The sequence below is a fragment of the Streptomyces sp. S465 genome, from assembly GCF_026898115.1.
Lineage (GTDB): Bacteria > Actinomycetota > Actinomycetes > Streptomycetales > Streptomycetaceae > Streptomyces > Streptomyces luomodiensis.
Genome location: NZ_CP114036.1, coordinates 9,515,609 through 9,531,876 on the forward strand (window position 1 = coordinate 9,515,609; position 16,268 = coordinate 9,531,876).

A 16,268-nucleotide genomic window follows, 5' to 3' on the forward strand; every position below is an offset into this window, starting at 1 on the left:
CACCGCGAGCACCGAGTCGCCGGGCAGTCAGCTCGGCGCCCCGGTGATCATGCGCGTCACGACCAAGCCGGACTGCTCTCGCACGCGCCGACCCACCTGCGCATGACACCACCCCGATGAGGTCCTCGTATCGCACCCCAGTTGCTGCGCAGATCCTCCAGCGGTTCCGGGTCGGCCACCTGCCCTATCCAGGCGTCGCCCTCCTGGCCGCGGAAGAACTCCCAGGTGCCCGTGGTAGGAGGCGCCGCCGTCCTCCCAATAGCGCTGATGGTCGCTGGCCAGGTGGGTGTACACACCGTGTTGCTTCAAAAGCTCGGGCATGGAGTCGTCGAACGGCTCCAGCGGACCCCAGCTGTAGCAGTTGTCGAACGTGGTGGAGCGGGCCGCGAGGCGCGCGAAGTTCGGGGCATGAACCCAGTCCGCGCCGTACGGAGGCAGCATGTGCCGGTTCATGCTGTCGAATGACCATGATGGCCTTCATGTACGGGGTCCCTCCCTGAGCTCGATGGCCGCGGGCCGGAGTTGCGCCGCCCGGATGCGCTCGATGTCGAACTTCTCCGAGCGGTCGAAGCCGAAGATGCCGTTCTGCTCCTGGAAGACGTCGGTCAGCTGCGTATAGCAGTAGCCGAACATGTCAGGGTGATCGAGCAGCGCGCCGACCAGTCCGTCGAATCGCGTGTAGAACTCCTCGACGCTGCGCACTCGGTCGCCGTAGCCCCAGGATGTGGTGGCGGACTGCGGCTGGTCGGCCTCGGCCGGGTTCCACCAGATGCCGCCGAACTCGCTGATGAAGAAGGGCTGTCCGCGGTAACCGATGGACCAGGATTCGCCGGTGCTGTCGGATCGGTTCACGTAGGGCTCGCCGGCGGACAGCGCCTGGTGATGGGCCGCGAACGCCTTCGGGTCCTGTTCGTAGTCGTGGCTGTCGAACACGTCGGACTCGGCGATCCGGTGCGCGTAGCCGGACGTGTCGAGTACCGGCCGGGAGGTGTCGTGGGCCTTGGTCGCCAGGAACATGCCGCGCATCACGTCGTCCAGCGCGGTGATCCGGTCGCCGTAGTCCTGCCAGGTCTCGTTCATCGGGCACCAGCCGATGATCGCCGGGTGGGAGTAGTCCCGTTCCAGCACCTCCAGCCATTCCTGGACATACGACGCGTCCGGCTGCTGGTTCGTGGACTGGCCCTGGTCGGTATTGCAGCCCCAGTCGCCGAACTCGCCCCAGACCAGGTAGCCCAGTCGGTCGGCGTGGTAGAGGTAGCGTTCCTCGAAGACCTTCTGGTGCAGCCGTGCACCGTTGAACCCGGCCGCCTGGCCGAGCCGGATGTCGCGGATCAGGTCGGCGTCGCTGGGTGCGGTCATCAGCCCGTCCGGGTAGTAGCCCTGGTCGAGCACGAGCCGCTGGAAGACGATGTCGCCGTTGATGCGGATCTGCTTACCCGTGATGGCGACGCTGCGGAGGCCGGCGTACGACTCCACCTTGTCGACCACGTGTCCGTCCGCGTCGCGCAGCTCGATGTCGACGTCGTAGAGGTGCGGGTCGGCCGGCGACCACAGGTGGATCCGCTCCGGGGGCAGCGTCAGGCTCAGCCGCGCGGACAGGTCGAGGTCGGCACGTACCGTGTCGGCGATCACGTCGCCAGAAGCGTCGCGGACCCGGATGTGCACCGCACCGCCGGGCAGGTTGGCGGAGAGCGGCACCTCCACGTCGAGCGCTCCGGCAGCGACGTTCGGTGTGATGCGCGGGCGGCGGATGGCGGTCGGCGGCACGGGCTCCATCCAGACCGTCTGCCAGATGCCGGTGGTGCGCCAGTACTTGGCCGCGCGCGGGGCGTACGGCACCGACTGCTTTCCTCGGGCCTGGGGGGCCTGCGGGTCGTCGCGGGCGCGCACCACCAGGGGCACCGACTCCCCAGCGGGGGCGGCATCGGTGATATCGAAGGTGAAGCCGGAGAAGCCGCCCCGGTGCCGTCCGACCTCGATCCCGTTCACCCATACGGTCGCGTCGTGATCGACCGCGCCGAAGTGCAGCAGCACGCGGTCGCCCTCCCATGACCGGGGGACGGTGATCATGCGGCGGTACCAGACCGCCCGCATGAAATCCTGCTCCTCGACTCCGGAGAGCTTGGCCTCGGGGGCGAAGGGCACCACGATCTCATCGGCCAGCTCCCGCTCGACCAGCCCGCGCTCGCGACCGGTGTCGGACCGGTCGATCTCGAACTCCCAACTGCCGTTGAGGTTCAGCCAGCGGTCTCGCCGGAACTGCGGTCGGGGATACTCCGGCCGGGGCGGTTCGGACTGGTCAACCGACATGCGGTCTGCCTTTCTGTTCAGCTCGTCCATGCGTACAGCCTCAGGCCACCGGGTCGCGGAAGCGGAGGGTGAGCAGTTCGAAGGGGCGCAGTTCGAGATCGACCCCGCTACCGGGCGTCGTCCCGCGGACCGCCTCGCCATCCACGGCACGCTCCAGAAGGTCGGTGGCGACGGCCTCGTGCCAGCCGAACCGGGTCCGCACGGTCGCGCGCGAGCGTTTGCCATGGGCCTCGTACAGGCGCACTACGAGATCTCCGGAGCGGTCCTCGGCGAGTTTGACGCTCTCGACGACGACGGCGCGGTCGGTGACCATGAGCAGCGGCTCGGCGGCAGCGCCCGGCACCGTGCGCAGAGGAAGGTGCAGGGCGTACCCGTCCGCGATGGCCTCGGGGATCCCACCCGGGCGAAGACTGACCGAGAAGGCGTGCCGCCCCTGGTCCGCGAACGGGTCCGGATAGCGCGGCGCGCGAAGCAGTGACAGCCGCGCCGTCGTCATCGGCCGGCCGCTGGGCGCCTGCCCGCCCCGGATGTCATGGCCGTAGACCACGTCGTTGGCTATGGCGACGCCGTAGCCGGGCTCGCCGACATGGATCCACCGGTGCGCGACGGTCTCGAACCGGGCGGCGTCCCAGGAGGTGTTCTGGTGGATCGGCCGGTGCAGGTGACCGAACTGGATCTCCGAGGTGGATCGATCGGTCCGGATGTCCAGCGGGAAGGCGAGTTTGAGCAGCTTCTGCGACTCGTGCCAGTCGATGTCGAAGGTGTAATCGATCTTGCCCTCGGACAGCCGGATCGACACGTTGATCACCGTCTTGCCACGCTCGTGCCGCACCACCACCGCATCGTCGACGATGTCGATCGACACCGGTTCGACGAGGTCACGGCCGCTGCGCTTGTCCTCGTCGTTGATGTCCCAGGCGTCCCACTCGCGTGGGGTGTCGCGGAAGAGCTGGAGGACGCCGCCCGCGACGCCCTGCGGCAGCAGTTCCCGGTCCGCGTCCAGATCGACGACCGATACGAGCGTGCCGCTTCGGTCGATCTCGACGTGCAGCATCCCGTCGTCGAGCACGATCCGGTCACCTGCCGGACGGGGTGTGGCCGTCGCAGCAGGTGTTGCCGGCCCCAGGCCCATCGCCGGTACGCCGTGCCGCGGGTACGGGCCGGCGTTGGCGGCGACCAGGGCGTCGTCCGCATCGGCGCGGAGCGCGTCGAGCGCGGTCGTTATCAGAGCCGTCAGCTCGTCCGCCACCCGCCCGTAGTCCCGCTCGGCGTCCTGGTGGACCCAGGCGATCGAGGTACCCGGCAGGATGTCGTGGAACTGCAGCAGCAGGACCGTCTCCCAGATCCGCCTCAGCTCGTCGTACGGGTAGGGGGCGCCCCGGCGAACGGCCGCGGTCGCCGCCCACAGCTCGGCCTCCCGCAGCAGGGCTTCGCTGTGCCGGTTGCCCCGCTTGCTCCGCGCCTGCGAGATCAGGGTGGCGCGGTGCAGTTCGAGGTACATCTCGCCGACCCACACCGGCGGCGCGGACAGCTCCGCCTCGGCGGCGCGGAAGAAGCTGCCCGGGTCGGCCAGCCGCACCCGTGGCGATCCGTCCAGGTCGTGCTTGCGCTCGGCCGCGGCCAGCATCTCCCGGGTGGGACCACCGCCGCCGTCGCCCCAGCCGTACAGCCCGAGTACGTGGCGCGCCTTGCCCTTTTGCCGGAACGTCCGCTCGGTACGGGCGAGGTCGGCGGCGCCGAGGTCGGAGTTGTAGGTCTCCGCCGGCGGGAAGTGGGTGAACACCCGGGAGCCGTCGATGCCCTCCCAGTGGAAGCTGGAGTGGGGCATCGGGTTGGTCTCGTTCCAGGACGGCTTCTGGGTGAGGAAGTAGCGGGCGCCCGCGGCTCGGGCTATCTGCGGCAGCGCCGCGGTGTATCCGAACGAGTCGGGCAGCCACACCTCCTCGCTGTCCACCCCGAACTCCTCGGCGAAGAAGCGCTTGCCGAGCACGAACTGACGGGCCAGCGCCTCACCGCCGGGCATGTTGGTGTCGGACTCGACCCACATGCCGCCGACCGGGCGGATGACGCCGTCGGCCACCGCATGGCGGACCCGCTCGAACAGTCGCGGCTGGCTGTCCTTGAGCCAGGCGTACTGCTGCGCCGATGAGGCGGCGAACACGAACTCCGGGTGACGTTCGCTGAGGTCCAGCACGTTGGCGAAGGTCCGCGCCACCTTCCGCACGGTCTCCCGGGTCGGCCACAGCCAGGCGCAGTCGATGTGGGCATGCCCCACCGCCGACACGATCAGCGAGCTGTCCGGCGCGCGGCCGGCCAGCACCGGCGCGAGGACCTCCCGCCCGCGCGCCGCGGTGCCGGCCACGTCGTCGGGGTCCATGACGTCGACCATCCGTTCCAGGGCATGCACGATCTCCGCGCGCCGCGCACCCTGCTCCGGAAGGACGTCGACCAGCCCGTCGAGGGTGGTCACGTCCTGCAGCAGTTCCCACACCTCCTGGTCGCGCCAGGCGACCGACAGGTCGGTGAGCCGGTACAGCGGTTCGTCGCCGGCCGTTGCCTTGTCGCCCATCGCCGTGGGTTCGTACTCGTAGGGCACCTGGACGATCGGGTTCGCGGCCGCCTCGATCAGCAGTCGGAAGGGGCCGTGATCGGGCAGCGGGACCCAGGAGTTGTACGGCTCGATCGCCTTGACGATCTCTCCGTCCGGCCGGTACACCAGCCCCTCGGCCTGGAAACCGGGCTGATCGCCGGTGAATCCCAGATCGACGACGAGTTCCGCCTGCCCCCCGGCCGCCCAGTCGGCGGGCACCTCACCGGAGACGTCGAACCACGTCGTGTCCCAGGGTCGTCCCCACCGCTCACCGAGCGCGAATGGCAGATACGGTTTCGTCACGGCCTCGGCGAACGGCACCGGCTCACCGCCGACCGTCCACGCGGTGATCCGGGTCGGACGGGTGTCGCGGTAGACGGCGGGCCGGATCCGGAACCTGGTGAACCGGCGGACCCGGAGCATCGCCAGTGCGGTGGCGTCCAGCTGGACCCGGCCGTTGGGGTTGTCGTCAACCAAGAGAGTGCCTCCTGTTGCTCATGGGATGTTGCCAGGCAGGGCGTGGCGGCCCATCGCCCACGATGTGTCGGTAGACGCGAGCGGTCAGCCCTTGATGGCGCCGCCCAGGCTCGAACGCATCAGATGCCGACGCAGGAAGATGTACAGCACGGCCGGGGGCGCCATGTAGACGAGAGCGCTCGCGGCGAGCACGCCCCAGTCGACCTGGTGGAAGGCGGTGAACGAGCGGAACAGGCCGATCGAGAGCGGATAGAGGTCCGGCGACTGGAGCAGCACCAGCGGGGTGAGGAAGTCCCCCCACACGTGCATGAACGTCAGCATGGCCGCAGCGCCGAGACCGGGGCCGACCAGCGGGAGGATGATCCGGCGGATCGCGCCGAATCGAGTGTTCCCGTCGAGCCAGGCGGCCTCCTCCAGCTCGGCCGGAACGGCGTCGATGGTCCCCTTCAGCAGCCACAGTGTGATCGGCAGCGCCGCCGCGGCTTCGGCCAGGATCAGGCCGAGATAGCTGTCGTCCAGCTCCATCTTGACCATCAGCAGGTACAGGGCCACGATCGTCGCCGGCGGCGGGATCACACGGATCAGCAGGATCCCGAACATGAAGGTCCTGCGCCCGCGGAACCGGTAGCGGGACAGCCCGTAGGCGCCGAGCAGGCCGCAGGCCAGGTTCAGCGCGGTCGCCGCGAAGGACACGATGACGCTGTTCAGGAACAGCCGCGGGGTGCCGCTGTCGGTGAAGAACCGGACGAAGTTGTCCGCGGTGAACGCCGGAAGTCTGACCGTGGGTCCCCCGTCGGCGTCCACTGCGGTGAGCGCGACCCATGCGAACGGTACGACGCAGAACAGGGCCAGCAGCGTCATCAGGGCGTACTGCAGTGCTCGTTGGACGACCGACCACGTCGGCGTACGACGACGCGGGGGACCGGCGGGTGCGGTGGCCGCCTGGGGCTCGGCCGCATGCGTGGCCGCCATCAGACCTCCACCTTGGCCAGCCGGGCGTACGTCAGGCCCAGGATCATCAGCAGGACGAACAGGATCACCGAAGCGGCGCTGCCCAGGCCGATCTGGGAGTACTGGAAGGCGCGGTGGAAGATGTAGATGGAGGCCAGCTCCGTCCCCTGTCCGGGACCGCCCTGGGTCAGGAAGTAGACCAGGCCGAAGACGCCGACCGTCGTGATGGTGGTGAGCAGCAGGTAGAGGAACACCGGGCCGCGGATCAGCGGCAGGGTGATGTGCCGGAAGACCTGGAGCGCACTCGCACCGTCCATGCGCGCCGATTCGATCAGCTCGTCGGGGATGTCCTCCAGCGCAGCCTGGAACATGATCATGGCGAGCGCGATCCCGCGCCAGACGTTGATGATGACCACCGACGCCATCGGATGGTCCTGGAGCGGAGCCGCCGCACCGGAGCCGAACAGGCCGAGCAGCCGGTTGAGGGTGCCGTCCCCATTGGAGGAGAGCACGCTCGCCCAGGTCAGCGATGCGACGACCTCGGGCACCACCATCGGCAGCAGCACCAGCGCCCCGAACAGGCCCTTGCCACGCAGCCACTTCGTGCGCAGCAGCAGCGCCGCGACCATGCCGAGTACCGTCTGCCCGATGATCGCCGACCAGAGTACGAACTCGCCCGTGCGGCCCAGCGATGCGAGGAAGTCCTCGGAGCCGAGCAGGTGCCGGAAGTTCTCCAGCCCGACGAACTGGGGGTCCCGTGCGGCCCAGCCGGTCAGCTGTGTGTCGGTGAGACCGAGGTAGATGCCGTAACCGGCTGGGGCGATCACGAAGACCGCGATCAGGAGGACCGAAGGCCCGAGCAACAGCGGCAGCACTCCGCGCTCCCGCCGTCGCCGGATCGGTCGGCCGGACAGGGCTTTGGCAGTGGTCATTCCGCAACCCGATTGTCGCCGAGCAGTTCCTTGGCCTCCTTCGCGAAGGCCTCGGCGGCCTGCCCGCCGTCTGCGCCCCCGGACAGCATCTTCCCCGTCGCGCCCTGGATCGCCTGGGACACCTGGTCCTCGCCGTCACCGCGCGGCGGCAGGATGCTGCCCGGCAGCTTGCGCTCCGCCTCGAGGAGCGACGGCTCGTTCTTGTACGGGGCGGTGCCGGTAAGGCCCTTGCGCGGCGAGACCGCCCCCACCGTCACCAGCTGCTTGGCCAGGGCCGTCCCGGAACTCAGCCACTTCACGAGCTCGACGGCGGCATCGGGGTTCTTGGCGTGGGCGTTGACGCTGTAGCCGTAGCCGCCGCCACTGACCGAGTACGGCTTGGTGCCCGATACCAGCGCCGGGTAGTCCCACGTGGCGACCTTCTCACGCAGGTTCTCAATCGGTGCCGCGCCTTCGGGGCCCCAGTCGAACTTCCAGCCCCAGCTGCCCTGGGCCGACACCGGAAGGGTGCCCTTGACGAACTTCTCGTACTTGGTCGGCTCCCACGGGTTGGGGTTCTGTAGATCCCGCACCGGAAGGAGGTCGGCCTTGATGAGCTTGTCGTACAGGCCGAAGGTGGCCGACAGCCCCTTGCTCTTGAGCGTCCACTTCTTGGACTTGGGGTCGTAGAAGGTGCTGCCGGTGCCGGCCACGAGGGGGAAGAAGCCCTCCGTCCATGTGCCGGCGCCCCAGGCGGTACCGGCGGGTATGACGATCGGGGCCTCCCCGGTCTTGGCCTGGACCTTCTTGAGCCTGCCGATCAGCTCGTCCCACGTACGCGGCTGCGAGGTGTCGATATTCAGCTGCTGCAGCACGTCCTTGCGGTAGAAGAGGCTCTGCACGCTCGCTTCGTGCGGGACGGAGTAGAAGCCGCCGTCGGGCTGGCGTGCGCTCTCCTTCGCCGACGTGTAGTACTGGCCCCAGCCGTCCCACTTGTCCAGGTAGTCGTCGAGCTTGAGTAGGTAGCCGGCGCCGGCCAAACCGGTCACGTTGCTGCCGCCCATGTCGAGGACGTCCGGCGCGGTGCCGGAGTGGAGCTGCTGCGTGATCTTGGTGTGGAACTGCTCGTCGGTGAGGGGGTCGGCGATCAGCTCGACCTTGATCTTTTTCCCCTGCTTGGCCATCGCCCTCTCGAACTCCGGGATGAGGGCCTTGATGACCTTGGCGCGGGGCTCCTGGTACTCCAGCAGCTTGATGGTCGCCGGGCCGTCCTCGCCCTCGTCCGCGCCCGAGCCCGAGCAGGCGGTGAGTGCCCCTGTCAACAACATCCCGGCCGTGGCAGCGGCAAGGACACGGTTGCGGCTCATCGCGTCACCTCTCCTGACTGTGGTTCTTCCGGTCCATGCTTTTATCAAGTGGATCGGATAAAGTTTCGTGATCGTAAGTGGCGTGTTCGTGGCCAGTCAAGGCTTGGGTACAGGTTGATGCGTGCATGTGTCCTGGCTCCGGATGCGCTCGATCGCGCAGGAATTATCAATCCAATTGATTAATTACGTAAGGCCGCGAGGATCGCTGGTCGTCGACGGATGTGAGGAGAGGGCATGCGGCGAGGGAGCAACCAGCTGCGGGTGGCTGACTTCAACCAGGCGGTGGTGCTGGACCTGGTCCGCCGGTCTCATGGCGTCAGCCGTGCCGATCTACAGCGTGAGTCCGGTTTGAGCTCGCAGACCATCTCCAACATCACCCGCCGGCTGATCGACGACCGGCTGATCCGCGAGAGCACGCCGGAGGGCGGTGCCCGCGGCCGCCCGAGCATTCCGTTGGTCACCGACCCGGACGGGGCGTACTCGGTCGGTGTGCACATCGATCCGGCCCGGCTCATCATCGTGCTCCTCGACCTCGACGGCGAGGTCCGGCTGGGCCGCCAGGACCCTACGCCGCAGGCCACGAACCCGTCCGAGGTGACCGCCTTCATCGCCGACGCCGTCGGCGGTCTGATCACCGAGGCCGGCATCGACCGGGCCCGGGTGCTTGGGCTGGGCATAGCGGCGCCGGGCCCGCTGGACGTCGACGCCGGGCTGCTGCTCGACCCGCCGCAACTGCCCAACTGGCGCAACGTCCGGCTGCGCACGGACCTGCACGAAGCGACGGGACTGCCCGTCCTCCTCGACAAGGACGTCACGGCCGCCGCGACGGCGGAGCTCCGCTCATCACCCCAGTCCTCGACCTCGTTCGTCTTCCTCTACCTGGGATCCGGGGTCGGCGCCTCGGTGGTGCTCGACAACCAGGTCATCCGCGGCACCACGAACAACGTCGGCGAGGTCGGGGACCTGGTCGTCGACCCCGAGGCCGAACAACTGGAGTGGAGCGGCCGGCGAGGAGGCCTGGCCGCCGCCTGCGTCCCGGAAGCGCTCGTTCTCCAGGCCGCCCGGGTCGGCCTGATGCCGCTGCCGAACCTGAACGACTACGTCGCCGTCGACGACGCCTGCTCCACGCTGTGCACCCTCGCCTCCGCGGGCAACGCCGTCGCGTTCCGCATCCTGGAGCGCGCGGCGCGCCGGGTCGCCGTCGGCCTCGGAGTGCTGGTGAACCTGCTGGACGTACCGCGGGTGGTGCTCGGCGGCCCGCTGTGGGACAGGCTCAGCCCGGTGTTCCTCCCCGTCATCCCCGACCTCGTCGACCGCGAACTCGTGGCGGCGCGCGAGGAGGTGCTGGTGCAGGGGTCTGCCGTGGGTGATCAAGCGGCCGCCCAGGGTGCGGCCGAGCTGGTGATGGATCATTTCCTCGCACCTCGCGCCTCCGCGCTGATGGTGGGCTGAACCCTCATCACCTGCCCGGCAACCGTAGTCCCCGGTGGGTGTGTGGAGTCGAGCGGAAGGGCCGATCACATAGGTGCCGCTGCCGGAGAACAGCGGGTCGTGGTCCGTCCAACTGCCGACGTGGGTTGCGCAGTACCCGGGGGCGATGTCCGCGTTCGTCGCGGCCGGCGGCGTGTTCGTGCACACGAACCTGCGCGGCGGCGGGGAGTTCGGCCGGGACTGGTGGCACGACGGCCGCCAGCAGGCCAAGCAGAACGGATACGACGACCTGTACGCGATCGCCGAGGACCTCGTCGCCCCCCGGGTCACCAGCCCGAACCTGCTCGCCTTGACCGGGGGGTCGGGAGGCGGACTGATGTGCGGCGTCGCTGCAACGCAGCGGCCGAACCTCTGGCGCGTGGTGGTCCCGCGCGTGCCGATCTTCGACCTCATCGGCGCCTGCCGCGACGGCTATGGCCGGTGGATCGTCGATACGGAGTTCGCGCGCACCGACGACCCGGACGAGGTCCGGCGCCTCGCCACGTTCTCGCCCTGCCACCTGCTCCGCGACGGCGTCGACTACCCGGCGGTGTTCATCGAGGCCGGTGACACCGACCCGCGATGCCCGCCATGGCACGCCGGTAAGTTCGGTGCCCGCCTGCAGGCGGCCACAGGTGGCGACGCGCCCGTGTTCATCCGCATCTGGAGCGACTCCGGCCACGGCTGGGCCACCGACAAGGAGATCGTGCTCACCCAGCAAACCGAGTCGCTCGCCTTCATGCTGAAGACGCTGGGAATGGTTCCGCCGGAGCGACCGCCAGTCGCCGCCAAGTGAGAACCGGGAGATTGAACGGATGACATTCGAAGGAGGACCAGGATCATGTGGACAGAGACCACTCCGCCGCTGGCCGCGATGCTGCCGGGAACGCGATACTTTGAACTCGAGTCGGAGGCGGTGGGCGCCCAGTTCGGTGTATGGGTGACGACTCCACCTCGCTACGAATCCGAAACGGAACGCTGATACCCCGCGATCTATCAGCCGGACGGAAACCTGACAGCTCCTCAGACCGCTCCAGCCCTGCAGATGGTGCGCGACGACTCGATCAATCCTGTAGAGCCCTTCATCCAGGTGAGCGTCGGCTACATCGGCGAAGACACCACCCGGCTGCTCGCGGTACGCGCCCGTGACCTGCTCCCCCCGGGCGAACCCCCGCTGTCCACCACTAACGCGGAGAGCCTGGATTTGCTCGTTCAGGCAGGGTACCTCGATGCAGACGCCGCAAAGCTCTATTGGCACAACCTGCAAAACCCTGCCGCCGACAAATTCCTTTCGTTTCTCGTCGACGAACTCCACCCACTCATCAGTGCAGAGTTTCGCGTCGATGACACATCGACCGGGCTGTGGGGCTTCTCGTACGGTGGGCTCTTCGCCACCTATGCTGCCCTGCGCCGGACCCTGTTCAGCAGGATCGGTGCTGGCAGCCCCGGCATCGTCCCTCAGTCGAAGGTATTCGAGCTGTACGACAGCGAGATAAAAGACGAAGCCGACTACAGCGGCCGCATGCTGCACATGACTGTCTGCGAGACAGAAGTGACAGCCGTATCGCCGTATCAAGCCTACGTCGGCCTCGGCACCACCGAGTTCGCAGTAGAGCCAGGTCCGTGATGGCCTCGCCGCCGTCGGCGAGCATCACCGCCAGATCCACCGCAACCGATCACCGTGCGCATCGCGTACGCCGCCGCGCACGGCGGCCCGTTCGGCGGCACCGGCCTCACCCCATCGGCCGGCTGACAAGGCCCGCTGATCCCCACCACGGATCACCGTCCGCTGCCCGAACCGGCCGCCACATGCTGCGGTTTGACGCGAACCCGCGCGTCCGCGGCGGTATGCCTCGGACATGATGGACGCGGAGTGGCAGGCGGTCGAACCACCGCCGCCCCGGCTCGCCCGGACGGCTCATGTCCTTGTCGGCGAGAGGCCATTCACGCGTCGGCGCCGGCTCCATCACCGATGGGGGGTGGGTCGCGGTGCAGCCAGTCCAGGAACGGCTTCGGAGCGAGGTCGCCAACGCGCTTCCGGTACGCGGCGAGATCGTCCTCGGTCAGGAAATCCCGACTGCCACCCGATCGCCCGCTGCGGAAAAACTTCACCGGGTCCTTGAGCAGGTCGGTGTCAGGCGCCAGCCGCTCCGCATGGTTCTTCATCTCGTCGAATGTCGCGGCCTTCACCAGATCGGGCCAGACGGACTCGTTCACCGTAATGCCCAGCCACTCGGCCAGCGCTGCCATCTGGCCGGCGAGGTCGGCGCACAGGTCGACGTAGTGCAGCAGCCTCACATTCGGCTGTGTCTGCCGCTTCCAGGCGTCAAAGAGATGGTGGACCGTCTGGTGCAGGCTCTCGGGAACCGCTATTCCCTGGTCGTCGGTCGGCTGGGGCAGACACCAATGCTGCAGCCACTCGCGCATCGACGGAAGCGGTGGGGGAGGCTGCCGAGACTGTGGGTCCGAACCGTCCTGGGCGGCGTACACGCGCTCGAGGTCCATGTTGGCGGTCTGATGGTAGACAGACAACGCCCGGTCGAGAGGATGCCTGGCGACCACGATGTAGCTGACGCGCGGGTCGAGCGGTAGGCCGTCGAGCGGGGTGTGCGTCTTGATGACACGGCGGTGACTCTGCTCGGCGAGGCGCGCGTAGACCTCTTCCTGTGAGCGCATGCGGTCCAACCACGGTGGTTGGTCCAGCCACGGTGACAGGACCTCCAGCGGCTGCGGGAGGTCGGGCGTTTGGAAGATCAGCAACGCACACATCATCTGTACCCACGTCGTACCCGACTTCGGCGGGGTGCTGACGACGATGTCACCGTCGCGCAAGGGAAAGTCGTCCCAGCGGACGCTGTTGTGCTCCGGCGACAGGTATCGGCGCGGTGCTTCTGTCATCATCATCCCCTGGCCATGCTGAGGACGTCACTCAGCGCTGATGCGTGGCGATGGGCCGGAACGTGATCGACGTTCCGCTTCCCGAAGCGGCCGGCGATCGACCGCAGCGTGGTGCGGACAACGGGTTGCGGGAGCGATTCGGGATCATGCTCCATCGGGACAGCGCCCTGGACATGCATGGCAGCACCCCTCGTGGATGTACAAGGAAGCAACGGACACGGTCCCAACCTTTCGTTGTCGTGGTGGAGAAACATCGGCGATCACCACAGTTACGGCCGAGCGGGCTGAGCGTGAGACGTTCACCCCAGGATCCGGACCCTCCTCGCCCCACAGCTCGGCGATCGTGTACCGGCTCCCGCTCTCATTCGGCGTCCAGCAGGCAACCTGCAGACAGCTCCCTCATGGGCCGTCGTCGACCGCGACCCGCACGGCTTGTCGGCGGACTTCATCCACGCATTCCATCAGGGCGATCGCCTCTCGCCGCCTGTCGCCCTCCGCGCTCCCGTCGCCGACTTGGCCCCCGCGCACCGCGCCCGCGAAGTCCTGGAGGCAGAAACGCAGTTGATCCGACGCCGGCAGTGTGAAGCGTTCCTCGTGGTCCTGTTCCTCCAGCACCAGCACCGGCTGGTGCGCCGCGGACGGAGTGAACGCGCGCGTCACCGACAGTCGGCCCCGGTCTCCCCACAGCGTGTACGACGATGCGTACGCGTGCTCGAAGCCGAACGTCACCTGGACCAGTACCCCAGAAGGCGAGATCAGCAACGCCTGCCCGGACAGATCGAGCCCGTCCGAGGCACGGGTGCGCAGCGTCGCCCCTGCCACCCGGGGCACAGCCCCCAGCAGCAGCGCCGCGGCGCGCAACGGATAGACGCCCACGTCGAGCAGTGCCCCGCCCCCGAGGCCGGGTGCGTACCGGATGTCGTCAGCGGGCAGCGGCGGAACGCAGAAGGACGCCTGGAACGTGGTCGGTGTGCCGATCCGTCCGCGCCGCACCAGGTCCGCGGCGAACGCGTGCTGCGGATGGTGCGGGAACATGAAGTTCTCCCGCAGCACCAGACCGCGCTCCCGTGCCAGGGCGCACAACTGGCGCGCCTCGTCGGCGTTCACCCCTATCGGCTTTTCGAGCAGGACGTGCTTGCTCGCGCGCAGTGCGCGGTCCGCCCATGCGCGGTGCAGCGCCGTCGGTGTCGAGATGTACACCGCCTCCACGTCCGGGCGGTTCAGCAGCGCCGCGTAGTCCGTCTCCGCCGCACAGCCGAACCGCTCGGCGAAACGGCCCGCCTTGTCCACGGATCTGCCGGCGACGGCCACGAGATCGACCTCCGGCGTGCTCACCGCGGTGGGCAGCACGCGCCTGCGGGCGATCGACGACGTGGCGAGCGCCCCCAGCCGCAACGGCCGGACTCCGGCCGGGCTCACAACGTCCGCAGTGCCGCCACCAGGGTCCTGGCCTGCACGTTCACGTGATGGTTGTAGCGGAGCAGTTCGTCCAACTGGCATGGTGTCACCCAACGGAAATCGTCCGGTACGGCGGGGAAGTCGCTCTCCACCTCGATGATCAGGTAACGGCTCTGGGCGTTCCGGAACCGGCCGCCTTCCTCCGACAGGACCACGTCGTAGTCGGCGCCGTCGGCGCGGGCCAGTGCCTCCGCGAGATAGGGCGGCTGGTCGGCCGCGGACAGATGGGCGTAGTTCTCGGGCACGCACTGCACCGTGGGGCCGAGCTCGACTACGTCGCGGAAGCCCGGCTCCGCCCGCGCCCGCAGCAGTGCGTGCGGTACGCCGTCGACACGGCGGATGAACAGGGCCACGACGCCCGTGCCGTGCGGTTCAAGCAGCGGCTGGGACCAGGAGGGCACCTCACGCCGGTGCGAGGAGACGTCGACCGCTACCACCGTGAAGTACCGCCCCTGCTCATGGGCCACCTCGTCCGCGGTACGGTGCCAGCCCACGGTCTCCGCGAGGCCGATCGGCACCACCTCGACCTCGTGTTCGGCCCGCCGCCGCGTGATCCAGCTACGAATCTCCCGGTCCGCGTGGAGCGCCCGCCGCGTGTTTTCCTGCCGCCAGTCCGGAAGGCAGGACAGGACCGTCCGCGCGTCCATGTTGATCAGGTTGTCCTGCCGCAGTAGCGCGTTGACTTGCCCCAGCGTCAGCCAGGCGAAGTCCTCACCCGCCTCGGCCTCGGGGCCGACCTCCACGATCATGTTGCGGTTGCGCTTGTGCAGGAACCACGAGCCCTGTTCCGACTGGAGAACGTCCGCCACGACGACACCGGGTTCCGGGCGGCGGAACAGCTTCAGGTAGGGGACGGCGGAACCCCCGTGCACCCGGGAGTAGTTGCTCTTGGTCGCCTGCACGGTCGGCGACAGCTGCACCCCGTTGACGTTCCCTGGCTCGGGCTTGGCCTGCATCAGCAGATGCGGCACACCGTCGAAGTCCCGCAGCGCGATGCCGAGAAGGCCGATCTCCGGCTGTCGGATGATCGGCTGCGACCATGCGGGCACCGGACCGAAGTCGGACCGCACCCGCAGCCCGTGCACCGAGAAGAACCGTCCGCTCGCGTGCCGCAGATCGCCCGTCCGTCCGTCGAAGCCCCAGTCGCGCAACGCGGCGAACGGCACCCGCTCCACTCGCTGTGCGTGTGCGCGACGACGTCTGTCGAGCCACGACAGTAGCTCCGGGTTGCTCATCACCCCGCCGTCGACCGCGGCGGCGGAAGCGGCCAGCCGTGACACGCTACGGGGCTCCGCGGCGCGGGACGGCAACATCAGACCTGTCGCGGTCATCGACTCCGCCTTTGCTCGTTCCGGGAAACACGGCCGCCAAGAGTGCGGCGATCCGCGGGCCGTGTGGTGCGCGAGGTGTGCACCGCCCGCCACCCAGCGTGTGGGTACCGAAGGGGCGGATCTCGCGGCGGCTGTTTGCGCAGCAAGGGTGCCACAGGAGGGTGCGCTTGGCACCGGTACGGGGTGTGACCGGAGCTGTAACTGTGGCTCTCGCGGACGCCGCTGCGGTCGGGGCACGCGAGGATGGCGGTTCAGGTGGTCCCGTCACCGCAGGACGGCATGAGAGGCAGAGACTGGCGTGAATCCTTTCGACGATCCCGACGGCGAGTTCTTGGTGCTGGTCAACGACGAGGGGCAGCATTCGCTGTGGCCCGTCTTCGCGGATGTGCCCGGCGGCTGGCGTGTCGCCCACAGCAAGGACACCCGTGAAGCGTGCCTGGCCTACATCGAGGAGAACTGGACGGACATGCGGCCCAAGAGCCTGATCGAGGCGATGGGCGGCTGA

Annotated in this window: 12 protein-coding genes and 1 pseudogene; 4 read left to right on the forward strand and 9 right to left on the reverse strand. The window is 68.5% G+C overall.

Features of this window, described 5'->3' with window-relative positions; translation table 11 throughout:
* Positions 1-146: 146 nt before the first annotated feature.
* The 6 genes and pseudogenes from N6H00_RS40710 to N6H00_RS39645 form a co-directional block, all read right to left on the reverse strand.
* Positions 147-481: pseudogene (locus N6H00_RS40710) on the reverse strand (sulfatase); the annotation flags it as partial.
* The gene (locus N6H00_RS39625; RefSeq protein ID WP_268976751.1) at positions 478-2,310 is read right to left on the reverse strand and encodes a glycoside hydrolase family 2 protein; all 1,833 of its coding nucleotides are present in this window, start codon (positions 2,308-2,310) and stop codon (positions 478-480) included. The gene N6H00_RS39625 and the pseudogene N6H00_RS40710, both read right to left, overlap by 4 nt.
* 40 nt (positions 2,311-2,350) lie before the next feature.
* Positions 2,351-5,323: an alpha-mannosidase gene (locus N6H00_RS39630; protein WP_268977282.1), complete on the reverse strand. Its 2,973-nt coding sequence runs from the start codon at positions 5,321-5,323 to the stop codon at positions 2,351-2,353.
* Positions 5,324-5,461: 138 nt separating this feature from the next.
* Entirely contained in the window at positions 5,462-6,349 is an 888-nt protein-coding gene (locus tag N6H00_RS39635; RefSeq protein ID WP_268976752.1) for a carbohydrate ABC transporter permease, read from the reverse strand.
* Positions 6,349-7,260 carry a carbohydrate ABC transporter permease gene (locus N6H00_RS39640; protein ID WP_268976753.1) on the reverse strand — a complete coding sequence of 304 codons (912 nt, stop codon included), beginning with the start codon at positions 7,258-7,260 and terminating at the stop codon, positions 6,349-6,351. Before N6H00_RS39640 ends, N6H00_RS39635 begins: the two co-directional genes overlap by 1 nt.
* Complete coding sequence (locus tag N6H00_RS39645) at positions 7,257-8,606, reverse strand: ABC transporter substrate-binding protein (protein ID WP_268976754.1); 1,350 nt, start codon at positions 8,604-8,606, stop codon at positions 7,257-7,259. Before N6H00_RS39645 ends, N6H00_RS39640 begins: the two co-directional genes overlap by 4 nt.
* A gap of 234 nt (positions 8,607-8,840) precedes the next feature.
* Here N6H00_RS39645 and N6H00_RS39650 point away from each other — a divergent pair, with 234 nt between their 5' ends.
* The 3 genes from N6H00_RS39650 (at position 8,841) to N6H00_RS39660 (ending at position 11,703) form a co-directional block, all read left to right on the forward strand.
* A complete protein-coding gene (locus N6H00_RS39650) occupies positions 8,841-10,058 on the forward strand; it encodes an ROK family transcriptional regulator (protein ID WP_268976755.1) in 1,218 nt (405 codons plus the stop codon).
* Positions 10,059-10,203: 145 nt separating this feature from the next.
* Complete coding sequence (locus N6H00_RS39655) at positions 10,204-10,872, forward strand: prolyl oligopeptidase family serine peptidase (RefSeq protein ID WP_268976756.1); 669 nt, start codon at positions 10,204-10,206, stop codon at positions 10,870-10,872.
* 249 nt (positions 10,873-11,121) lie between these two features.
* Complete coding sequence (locus tag N6H00_RS39660; RefSeq protein WP_268976758.1) at positions 11,122-11,703, forward strand: alpha/beta hydrolase-fold protein; 582 nt, start codon at positions 11,122-11,124, stop codon at positions 11,701-11,703.
* Positions 11,704-12,020: 317 nt separating this feature from the next.
* Here the strand turns inward: N6H00_RS39660 and N6H00_RS39665 are convergent, their stop codons facing one another.
* From N6H00_RS39665 to N6H00_RS39675, 3 genes are all read right to left on the reverse strand, one after another.
* Positions 12,021-12,980, reverse strand: a complete 960-nt coding sequence (locus N6H00_RS39665; protein ID WP_268976759.1) for a sulfotransferase domain-containing protein — start codon at positions 12,978-12,980, stop codon at positions 12,021-12,023.
* A gap of 393 nt (positions 12,981-13,373) precedes the next feature.
* Positions 13,374-14,393: a Gfo/Idh/MocA family protein gene (locus N6H00_RS39670; RefSeq protein WP_268976760.1), complete on the reverse strand. Its 1,020-nt coding sequence runs from the start codon at positions 14,391-14,393 to the stop codon at positions 13,374-13,376.
* Positions 14,390-15,763 carry an NDP-hexose 2,3-dehydratase family protein gene (locus N6H00_RS39675; RefSeq protein ID WP_268976761.1) on the reverse strand — a complete coding sequence of 458 codons (1,374 nt, stop codon included), beginning with the start codon at positions 15,761-15,763 and terminating at the stop codon, positions 14,390-14,392. Before N6H00_RS39675 ends, N6H00_RS39670 begins: the two co-directional genes overlap by 4 nt.
* A 298-nt stretch (positions 15,764-16,061) precedes the next feature.
* Here N6H00_RS39675 and N6H00_RS39680 point away from each other — a divergent pair, with 298 nt between their 5' ends.
* Positions 16,062-16,268, forward strand: coding sequence for an MbtH family protein (locus N6H00_RS39680; RefSeq protein ID WP_268976762.1), 207 nt, complete (start codon positions 16,062-16,064; stop codon positions 16,266-16,268).